Annotated in this window: 10 protein-coding genes and 2 tRNA genes; 5 read left to right on the plus strand and 7 right to left on the minus strand. The window is 64.2% G+C overall.

Translation table 11 applies throughout. The annotated features are described in order from the left end of the window. Positions 1-70 precede the first annotated feature (70 nt). Complete coding sequence (gene ppdK, locus CG471_RS20750; protein WP_099233487.1) at positions 71-2,770, plus strand: pyruvate, phosphate dikinase; 2,700 nt, start codon at positions 71-73, stop codon at positions 2,768-2,770. Positions 2,771-2,816: 46 nt separating this feature from the next. Here the strand turns inward: ppdK and CG471_RS20755 are convergent, their stop codons facing one another. Beyond that, a complete protein-coding gene (locus tag CG471_RS20755) occupies positions 2,817-3,308 on the minus strand; it encodes a hypothetical protein (RefSeq protein ID WP_099233489.1) in 492 nt (163 codons plus the stop codon). A 138-nt stretch (positions 3,309-3,446) separates the two neighbouring features. Between CG471_RS20755 and CG471_RS20760 the strand changes: the two genes are divergently transcribed. The 4 genes from CG471_RS20760 to CG471_RS20770 all read left to right on the plus strand — a co-directional run bounded on the left by CG471_RS20760 (position 3,447) and on the right by CG471_RS20770 (position 4,281). Continuing rightward, positions 3,447-3,523: transfer RNA gene (locus tag CG471_RS20760), tRNA-Arg, on the plus strand. Between the two features lie 106 nt (positions 3,524-3,629). Continuing rightward, positions 3,630-3,809 carry a hypothetical protein gene (locus CG471_RS30295; RefSeq protein ID WP_069336950.1) on the plus strand — a complete coding sequence of 60 codons (180 nt, stop codon included), beginning with the start codon at positions 3,630-3,632 and terminating at the stop codon, positions 3,807-3,809. A gap of 92 nt (positions 3,810-3,901) precedes the next feature. Continuing rightward, a complete protein-coding gene (locus tag CG471_RS20765) occupies positions 3,902-4,084 on the plus strand; it encodes a hypothetical protein (RefSeq protein ID WP_099233491.1) in 183 nt (60 codons plus the stop codon). Positions 4,085-4,204: 120 nt separating this feature from the next. Continuing rightward, positions 4,205-4,281, plus strand: a tRNA-Arg gene (locus CG471_RS20770). Between the two features lie 72 nt (positions 4,282-4,353). Here the strand turns inward: CG471_RS20770 and CG471_RS20775 are convergent. The 6 genes from CG471_RS20775 to CG471_RS20800 form a co-directional block, all read right to left on the minus strand. Beyond that, positions 4,354-5,802 (minus strand): cobyric acid synthase, encoded by a 1,449-nt coding sequence (locus CG471_RS20775; RefSeq protein WP_099233493.1) that lies wholly within the window; start codon positions 5,800-5,802, stop codon positions 4,354-4,356. 47 nt (positions 5,803-5,849) lie between these two features. After that, positions 5,850-7,493, minus strand: coding sequence for a TadG family pilus assembly protein (locus CG471_RS20780; RefSeq protein WP_099233495.1), 1,644 nt, complete (start codon positions 7,491-7,493; stop codon positions 5,850-5,852). Next, entirely contained in the window at positions 7,490-7,882 is a 393-nt protein-coding gene (locus CG471_RS20785; protein WP_004207299.1) for a TadE/TadG family type IV pilus assembly protein, read from the minus strand. Before CG471_RS20785 ends, CG471_RS20780 begins: the two co-directional genes overlap by 4 nt. Positions 7,883-8,102: 220 nt before the next feature. Then, entirely contained in the window at positions 8,103-9,011 is a 909-nt protein-coding gene (locus CG471_RS20790; protein WP_099233497.1) for a PAS domain-containing protein, read from the minus strand. Positions 9,012-9,134: 123 nt separating this feature from the next. After that, the gene (locus tag CG471_RS20795; RefSeq protein WP_029547748.1) at positions 9,135-9,356 is read right to left on the minus strand and encodes a hypothetical protein; all 222 of its coding nucleotides are present in this window, start codon (positions 9,354-9,356) and stop codon (positions 9,135-9,137) included. Between the two features lie 29 nt (positions 9,357-9,385). Next, the coding region (locus CG471_RS20800) for an N-succinylarginine dihydrolase (RefSeq protein ID WP_099233501.1) at positions 9,386-10,242 on the minus strand (857 nt) is incomplete at its 5' end.

Here is a 10,242-nt window from a genome sequence, read left to right on the forward strand (position 1 = left end):
CTTGAGCCGCTAATTGCGGCATTATTATTGCAACGCACAACTCGGCAATCAGTGCAGGGAGAGCCGGTATATGGTTATGACGGAAGAGGCCCAGATGAGCACCACTTCGACGCGCTATGTTTATCGTTTCGGCGGTGGCGTGAACGACGGGGGCAAGGGCGACAAGAATCTGCTGGGCGGCAAGGGCGCGAACCTGGACGGCATGGCCGCGATCGGCCTGCCGGTGCCGCCGGGCTTCACCATCACCACCGAAATGTGCACCCGCTATTATACCGATGGCGGCGTCTATCCCGAAAGCCTGAAGGCGGAAGTCGCCAATGGCATCGCCCATATCGAGGCGGTTACCGGCAAGAAGTTCGGCGACGCCGCCGATCCGCTGTTGGTCTCGGTCCGCTCGGGCGCGCGCATCTCGATGCCGGGCATGATGGACACGGTCCTCAACCTCGGCCTCAATGACGAGACCGTGCAGGGCCTGGCCGCCGCATCGGGCGACGAGCGTTTCGCCTGGGACAGCTATCGCCGCTTCATCCAGATGTATTCGGACGTGGTGCTCGAACTCGATCATGGCGCATTCGAGGAAGCCCTTGAAATCGCGAAGGAAGATCAGGGCTACACGCTCGACACCGAAATGACCGCCGAAGATTGGAAGGCGCTGGTTTCGGAATATAAGGCGCTGGTCGCCAAGCTCTGGAACAAGCCTTTCCCGCAGGACGTCGCCGACCAGCTCTGGGGCGCGATCTCGGCCGTGTTCGGCAGCTGGCAGGCGGACCGCGCCAAGGTCTATCGCCGCCTGAACTCGATCCCCGGCGACTGGGGCACTGCCGTCAATGTGCAGGCGATGGTGTTCGGCAATATGGGCGACACCTCGGCCACCGGCGTTGCCTTCACGCGCGATCCCGCAACCGGCGAGAATGCCTATTATGGCGAATATCTGATCAACGCCCAGGGCGAGGACGTCGTTGCCGGCATCCGCACCCCGCAGTACCTCACCAAGCAGGCGCGCGAGCGGGCAGGGGCCAAGCCGCTGTCGATGGAAGAGGCGATGCCCGAAACCTATGCCGAACTGGCACGGGTGTTCGACATCCTCGAAACCCATTATCGCGACATGCAGGACATCGAATTCACGGTGCAGCAGGGCAAGCTCTGGATGCTCCAGACCCGTTCGGGCAAGCGCACTGCCAAGGCCGCGCTCAAGATCGCGGTCGAAATGGCCAATGAAGGCCTGATCAGCGAGGAAGAAGCCGTCGCCCGCGTCGATCCCGCCGCGCTCGACCAGCTTCTGCACCCGACCCTCGATCCCAAGGCGCCGCGCGACGTGCTGACCAAGGGCCTGCCGGCCTCGCCGGGTGCGGCCAGCGGCGCGATCGTGTTCGATGCCGACACCGCCGAGCGTCGCAACGAACTGGGCGACGCCGTCATCCTGGTCCGCGTCGAAACCAGCCCCGAAGATATTCACGGCATGCACGCGGCCAAGGGCATCCTGACCGCGCGGGGCGGCATGACCAGCCACGCCGCCGTGGTGGCGCGCGGCATGGGCCGTCCCTGCGTCTCGGGCGCGGGCAGCCTGTCGATCGACAATGCCAACAAGATCCTGCGCATCGGTAGCCGCGAGCTGAAGGAAGGCGATATCCTGACCATCGACGGCGCCACCGGCGAAGTCATGGCGGGCGAAGTGCCGACCGTGCAGCCCGAACTGGCCGGCGATTTCGGCATCCTGATGGCCTGGGCCGACAAGGTTCGTCGCCTGAAGGTCCGCGCCAATGCGGAAACCCCGCTCGACTGCCAGACCGCACGCGACTTCGGGGCCGAAGGCGTGGGCCTGTGCCGGACCGAGCATATGTTCTTCGACGCGGCCCGCATCACTGCCGTGCGCGAGATGATCCTGGCCGACAGCGAGAAGGGCCGCCGCGTCGCGCTCGACAAGCTGCTGCCTGAGCAGCGTGACGATTTCGCGCAGATATTCATGGTGATGGCCGGCCTGCCCGTGACCATCCGCCTGCTCGATCCGCCGCTCCACGAATTCCTGCCGCATGGCGAAGCGGAGTTCGAGGAAGTGGCCAAGGCGGCGGGCGTCGGTGTCGAGGCGCTCAAGCGCCGCGCCGCCGAACTGCACGAATTCAACCCGATGCTGGGCCATCGCGGTTGCCGCCTGGGTGTCACCTATCCCGAAATCTACGAGATGCAGGCCCGCGCCATCTTCGAAGCCGCGCTGATCGTGAAGGAACGGAGCGGCGAAGCGCCGATCCCCGAAGTCATGATCCCGCTCGTCGCGACGAAGAAGGAGCTGGAACTGATGAAGGCGATCGTCGATCAGGTCGCCAAGGATGTGTTCGCCGAGCAGGGCGCGTCGGTCGACTATCTGGTCGGCACGATGATCGAACTGCCGCGCGCTGCGCTCAAGGCCGGTGAGATCGCCGAAGTCGGCGAATTCTTCTCCTTCGGCACCAATGACCTGACCCAGACCACGATCGGCATCAGCCGTGACGACGCCGGCCGTTTCCTGACGCAATATGTCGACAAGGGCATCTTCGCCCGCGACCCGTTCGTCAGCATCGATGTGGAGGGCGTGGGCCAGCTCATCGAACTGGCGGCCGAACGCGGCCGGGCGACCCGCCCCGGCATCAAGCTGGGCATCTGCGGCGAGCATGGCGGTGATCCGGCCTCGATCGCCTTCTGCGAGGCGACCGGCCTCGATTATGTCTCGGCATCGCCCTATCGCGTGCCGATCGCCCGCCTCGCTGCGGCGCAGGCCGCTCTGGCGAAGAAGTAAGAGGAAAGGGCGGGAGGCAACTCCCGCCCTTCTTCGTTCCAGGGGGTCAGGCCTGGCCAGTGAGGCGGCTCAGCAGGCCCGGCTTCTCGTCCCGTTCCAGATCATGGGCCTGGCCGCGCCAGTCCTCATGCGCGATCGTGCCGGGCTTGAGCCCCAGGCGGGCTTCCAGCGTCGCCTCCTGCTCAGCATTGAGCGCCGCGATCTGGCCGTAGCGATGATAGCCCGCCTCGTTGAGCGCGACCTCCTGCGTCTGGCTGATGCCGTTGATCCGGCTGAGGTCATCGCGGCCATGCACGCCGCCGGCCACGGCGGTGGCCGTGCCGGGGCCGATCGGGGCAGACTGGCGCTCCAGTTCGGCGATCCGCTCATTGGCGGCATTCAGCCGCGCATCGCGATCCCGGATGGCATGGTGGTGGGCGCTCTGCTCCTCGCGCCACAGGCGCTTATATTTGCCTCGGCCGCTCATCATCAGGCCAAGCACCAGGCCGGCCAGCAGCGCCACCAGCAGCAGCGCAATCTCATTGGGTGTGAAGCTCATGTCGGCATCCTTTCCAGCGTCGAAACGATCAGCCCGCCGGGAAGTTGCCGAAAACGCCCGTCGTTCGGGCATTGTCGAAAAAAGTGAAAGAAAGTGCTTGCCAGCACCGCCGGACGCTTCTAACAGCGCCACTCCAACGCACCCGTAGCTCAGCTGGATAGAGCATCAGACTACGAATCTGAGGGTCGGACGTTCGAATCGTTCCGGGTGCACCATTTTCCTTCATCGCTGAACGATCGAACGCAACTCACTGTAGTTGCTTTAGATTTTGCTGCGTCAATCGGCATTGACGCCGGGCGCGATCTGGCGAAGCATTCCATCATGCGTACGACATTGGGCATCTGCACCCGCAAGGCACGCTATGCCACGGAGGAGGAGGCATGGGCTGTCGTCCATCGTGCATCCATCGTCCTGCGGCCTTATCGCTGTGCGCTGTGTCGCCAATATCATCTGACCAGCCGGACCAAGGGCATGCGGCTGCGGCCACCCTATCGGGAATGACCGATCGGAGGCCAAAGTGGCTTCCAGATTATTTTCCCTGCCGAAGTCAGCATGCTAGGATCGGTGCATCGTTCGACATGCGGGGAATATCCATGGTCTGGATCGCACGCCTCCTTCTGTTCATTCCGTCACTCGTTGCTGGCTGGTTCGTGTCGCAGGAAGACCCGCGCTACTGGGTGATTGCGCTGGCGATCGGCCTCACTTTCCTGGCGCTGGGCATCATTGCCGCCATCTACATCCCGATTCTCCATCCCTGGCCGCGGCGCAAGCAATAGGCGTCGAGAGGCAAGTCCCGGAAATACGGGCTTTTGTCGGCGATTTTCGCATAAATTTCACATTGATGATTTTTGGGGGTTGCCAGATCAGCCGGGCCCTTATATCTGCGCCTCCACAACGCACCCGTAGCTCAGCTGGATAGAGCATCAGACTACGAATCTGAGGGTCGGACGTTCGAATCGTTCCGGGTGCACCATTCCTTCACAGGAATAAAATGGGCCGGAAACCGCAAGGTTTCCGGCCCATTTGGCTTTCTGGAGCTGGGCGCTCAGCCGAGTGCCAAGGCGACGATTGCCTCGATGTCGAGATGATCCTCCAATTGCGCGGCGATGGCATCCAGCGCCCTGTCGACCGACTGGTCATAATCCGCCACGCCGCCATCGGCGCCCAGCCGGGCAAGCAGGGCCGCGCGTAGCGGGCTGCTGGCGAGCAGGCCATGGACATAGGTGCCCATCACCCGGCCGTCGGCGCTGATCGCGCCGTCTGCATTGCTGCCCAGGCGTGCGAAGGGGCGGTCGCTGTCGGGGCCGGTTGTTTCGCCGATATGCATCTCATAGCCGCCAAAGACGGCGCCCAGCGCCACGCCTTCGACCCGTTCCAGCCGCTTGCCTGCCGACAGTCGCGTCTCGACGTCGAGCAGTCCCAGGCCTGCGACCGTGCCGGCTGATCCCTCGATGCCGTCGGGATCGGCGATATGGCGTCCGAGCATTTGATATCCGCCGCAAATGCCCAGGATCGCGCCGCCTCGGCGATGATGCGCCAAGATGTCGATGTCCCAGCCCTGCGCGCGCATGGCCGCCATGTCGGCGATCGTCGCCTTGGAGCCGGGCAGGACGATCAGCGCGGCCTCGGCCGGTATTGGCTGGCCGGGTGGCACCATGCGCAACTCCACGCCGGGATCGAGCTTGAACGGGTCGAGATCGTCGAAATTGGAAATGCGCGGCAGGATGGGGCAGGCGATGACGGTGCGCGCGGTTCCGGATTGTGCTGTCCGCTCCAGCACCACCGCATCCTCGCTGGGCAGGCGGGCGGTTGCCGCCAGCCAGGGTATAACACCAAAGCCGCGCCAGCCCGACAGCGCTTCGATCTGGCGATAGCCATCTTCGAACAGCGCGGGGTCGCCCCGGAACTTGTTGATCAGGAAGCCGCGGATCATCGCGGCATCGTCCGGGTCGATCACGGCCCTGGTGCCGACGATCGCCGCGATCACGCCGCCCCGGTCGATATCGCCGACCAGCAGCACCGGTACATCGGCGGCGCGGGCAAAGCCCATGTTCGCAATGTCGCCGGCGCGCAGGTTGATCTCGGCCGGCGATCCCGCGCCTTCGACCACGACGATGTCGCATTGATCCTTCAGCCGCTCATAGCTTTCCAGCACGGCACCCAATAACTGTCCGCGCGCACTGCGGAAATTGCCGCTGCCCAATGTGCCGCACACCTGGCCATGGACGATCAACTGGGATGTCCGGTCGGCCTGGGGCTTCATCAGCACCGGGTTCATGTCCGTATGCGCCTCGATCCCGCAGGCGATCGCCTGCAGCGCCTGTGCGCGGCCAATCTCGCCGCCGTCCACGGTGACGGCGGCATTGTTCGACATATTCTGTGGCTTGAATGGCCGGACGCGGTAACCCCGGCGGAGCAGGGCGCGGCATAGCCCCGCCACCAGCACCGATTTGCCGACGTCCGATCCGGTTCCCTGCAGCATGATTGCGCCCATGGCCTGTTCCTGCAAGCCGGACGCAATGATGGCAAGCGCTTAGCGCATCAGGCGACCAAGGTGGGCATCCCGCACCGCATCTGGTGGACCTTGACCGTCGCGGTGCCCAGCTTCACGCCAAGGATGGCGGTGAGGTTGCTCAGCAGGTCGTCCAGGATGGGCGCGGTCGTGCCCAGCAGGCCCGCAACCGGTGAGATCAGGGGGCTGAGCGGCAGTTGCAGGCCGGCGAGCGTCACCGTGACCTTGGTCTGGTTGGCCAGGCTGGAGGCGACGCCCTGGGTCAGATCCTGGGTGCTGACCGTCTTGCTCTGCTGCCCGGAAATGTCGCTGGGCGTGAACAGCACATTTTGTTGGGTCACGCCGCCCAGCGCGACATTGGCATAGGCATGGACCTGGGTCAGCGATCCGAGGACCGACGCCAGAGTCGCGGTACGCGGATTGGCGGGCGTCGAGAAATTGGTGAGCGCGGCTTCATCGACGTCACCGATCACCGCCGTCCCGATCGACGGCTTGACCGCCAGCGTCACGCCATTGTTGATGGCGCCCTGGTCGCAGACGATATTCGACAATTGCGCTTCGGCCGATGCCAGTTCGACATAGAGCGGGATGCGGATCGTCGCGATCCCGGTCAGCAGGGTGGCGACCCGGCTCTCCAGGAAGATGCGGGTCTGCGCCGTGCGCAAAATGAAATTCTTGTCGTTGGTGATGCTGATCAGGGGGGTGCTGGCCTGGCCGGTGCCGGTGATGAGCTTTAGCCGCGTGCTGGTGAGGCCCGGAACGTTCAGGGTCAGGTCCAGTGGCACGGCGGTCGAGGATGGCGGGCTCAGCACCATGCGCAGCATCGAGAAGGAGTCGAGCAGCAGGCTGGGCTGGCCGGTCGAACTGCCGGTCCCCTTCATCGGCCCCAGATCGATGACATCGCTGAGGCGGACGCTCTTGCCCGGCAGCTTGCCGCCGATATTGCGGAGCAGGGCGGCCGTGCCGCTATTGTCCGCAGTGTCGGCAATGGCGCCGATGACGTCGGACAAGGGAATATTGGCGCCGAACAATTCGCCATAAGCGGCATCATTGCGTCCGGTGCGGACCTTGAGCGCGTCGGCGAAATGGAGCAGGTCGACGTTCAGGTTGGCCAGCCCCTGATAGTCCATGACCGACAGATTGAGTTCCGTCCCGGCAAGGGCCGACAGCAGCATGTTGGGAAGGCCGCCGCTGAGCGAGGCAAGGCCGGTGCCGATGGAGAAGGCTGCCGCGTCGGAGCGCGCTGCAGTGGCATGGGCGCGCACATCGACGCCATCCTTGCCGACCAGCAGGCGGCCGAAGAACAGGGGGGTGCGTCGCTGGACCTGGACCTGGATCGCACTGGCGCGCGGGTCGCCCGATACGAAGCGATTGCCGACCGCGACTGCACTGTTCTGGTCATAATAACCGGTCTGGACCGCCACTAGGGACACGCCAGGCACGCCGCTCTTGGTCAGCAAGGCTTCGGCGGCCGATCGCCCGCCACTGCTGGCCGCCAGCGCAGCCGCATCGGCCACGCCCTGCAACTGGCGCTTGGCGAGATAGACCGATCCCAGGTCGACGGCCACCGTGGCGGCGCCGGCGAGCATGAATAGCGATCCCGCCAGCAGAACGCTGATGCCACCGCGCTTGTCGGTGAGTAGGCGACGGATGCGATAGCCCGGCCGGTTCATGATGCGATCCGCACGACGGCGCTCCGCTGGATCTGGGCAGCGGGCATCGGAAAGATGGCGGCGGAAAAGAAGGGCGCGTTGCTGAGATTATAGGTCAGGGTGACCGTATAATAGCCGCTATTGGAATTGGCCGCGACGCCGATCGTCTGTGCCCCCGGCAGCGGAAAGGATGGGCGGCTGGCATTGACGCTTTCGTCGACCAGCGCCCGGCGCTCGGTCGCGGTCATGCCGGCCACGGCCGCGCGTGCCGCGTCATTGGCCGCCTGCTGCAGGCTATGGGCGGTCATCAACCAGCCACCATAGAGCAGGATGCCGAGCAACAGGATGATCATCAGGGGGAGGGCGAAGGCGGCTTCGACAAGCACGCTGCCACGCTCATGACGGGACATGGCCTGGCCTAGTCGGGCGAGGCGAAGCACCGCATGGAGAGGAGGGTTCCGCATGTCACTCCAATAAAGGCGCAACATTCAAAAAGCGGTATGCGAAATTCGCGCACATTTTGTGCGAATTGTGTAAATCCGAAGCCGCGTTTTCGGGGCTTTTCGGACATTTCGGGGAGATGCTGAACGGTCTACACAGACAAATCCGCTATGACCGCTGGATTTTACATCATTGGGGTCCGGCTTGGTCGTTTTCGCTCAAGCAGGGCGGGGTCATTACCAGCACGACGCCCTCCGTTCCGTAGGTGCCGCGCAGTTGAACGAGAGCACCCTCAATGGGAAGCAAGGCGCCGCCATTGGTGAGCAGATGGGCCTGGACCCGGCGGTCGCCCTCGCCGCGCAGCACGGCTTCCAGTTCCTGGCGGAATTGCGGCCGCTGTGGCAGGGCGATGAGGTCGGTCATATAGGCGTTGATCAGGCGGGCTTCGGGCAGCCCGACCAGGGTGCAGATGGTGGCATCGACATATTCGATGAAACCCCGGTTGGAGAGGCGGGCATAACCGACGCCGCCATGGATGCCCATCGCCTTGAGAATGGCCGATTTGACGTCGGCCAGGCGATGGCGTTGCACGTCCGACGTGATGTCGCGCAGCAGCAGGCCGATCCCGTCGGCGAAGGGAAAGGTTTCGACGTGGAGCCAGCTATCGTCGCGGAAGGGGGAGGGAATATCTGCAGCACTGATTTCGCCGGACACCTGGCTATGCCGGGCATGCGCCTCGGTCAGCGTGCCGACCAGTTCTGGCAGCGCATCCCAAAGCATCTGCCCTTCAAGCCGACGGTCCCAGCGCCGTGCCATGGCCAGTGCGACCGGATTGATCAGGTCGATGCGAAAATCGGCGCGGCACAGGATCAGGCCCTGTGCCATGCGCACCGCCAGTTCGCGCAATCGATCCGGATTCTGGTCGAACTCGTCCTGGCTGGCGAGCGCCTTGAACCGGTCCAGCCCCATGAAGACATGGGTTTCGCGGCCATGGTGGGTGATCAGCAGGGGGTGTCGCGCGCCGATCTCGCGCCAATGGGCGAAGTTGCGGACCAGCTCCGCGGCGGTGACACTCCTGTCGCTTATGTCGTCCGGCATAATTGACCCTCTCCCAAATCTGGGTGCAGGCACAAAGACCCCCACCAACGGATGACGGTTAAGTAATATCCCTTATGTGCGGCGAACTGGTGTTGCTTTGCGAGCAATGGTGTTCAAACAGTATCAAGAGCCGTAACTGCGCTGGAGTTCCAGGGCATCGAGCATTTTTCCGCCCGCCATGAAGACGGCACCGGAGCAGGCGAGGGCCAGCAACTGGCCGCCGACGCCGGGATATTGATGCATATAGACCACGCCGCGCTCGCTGGCGCCCAGCGCAAGCGCATAGATGACGAGGAAAGCCTCGAACTTGGTCTTGATCGTGAAGAGGCGTTTGATCCGTTCCATCAGACTCATCCGAGGCTTTCGTCCATCTTCTAAGGCATTAAGTCGCCCGAAAGTTGCAAATGGTCAACAAGGCTTAACCATGATTGTTCGATCCGGGCAATAAGGCGCGTGTCGGACAGGTCGTCGGGCGCAATGGTTTCGGGCCAATAGTCCGAAACGATGCGGGCGATTTCATCTAGGCGCGGCTCATCGACCAGGAAACGCGGGTCGATATCCTTTGGATCCGCGACCACGCGCAGGCGCAGGCAGGCGGGGCCGCCCCCATTGGCCATGGACTGACGCACATCGACCGGGATGAGGCGACGGATCGGGCCATTGCCGGCGATCATCTGTTCCAGCCAGGTCCATACGGCCGGGACCGCCTGCGCCTCGCTCGGCAGGATCAGCGCCATGGTGCCGTCAGGAAGCGTGACGAGCTGCGCGTTGAACAAATAGCTCTTGATCGCGTCGGCCAGGCTGACGGCACTGGCGGACACTTCGACGATCTCGACCGACGGCAACAGCGTGCGCAGCGAGGCGTAGAAGGCCTGCTTGTCGGCAAAGGCCTGTTCATGGGTAAAGAGAACGCGCTCATTGGCGACCGCGACGACGTCATTGTGGAAGGCGCCGGCGGCAATCGCCTCCTGCGACTGCTGCACGAACAGGGTGCGGGCCGGATCGAGGCCGTGGATGCGGGCCACGGCCTTGCTGGCCTCGACATGCTGGCGGGCGGGGAAGGGGCCGCCCGACTGGCCATAGACGAACACCTCGACGCCCGGTACGCCATGGCTGTCGCTCAGGCGCCAATGATTGGCCGCGCCCTCGTCGCCCAAGGGGGCGGGGGTCGGGCCCTGCACGGCCAAGGCCCGGGGGGGGGGACAACGCGGGCGCCGTGGGGCCAGGCGGG

The organism is Sphingobium sp. IP1, from assembly GCF_002708645.1.
In the GTDB taxonomy this organism is placed as follows: domain Bacteria; phylum Pseudomonadota; class Alphaproteobacteria; order Sphingomonadales; family Sphingomonadaceae; genus Sphingobium; species Sphingobium yanoikuyae.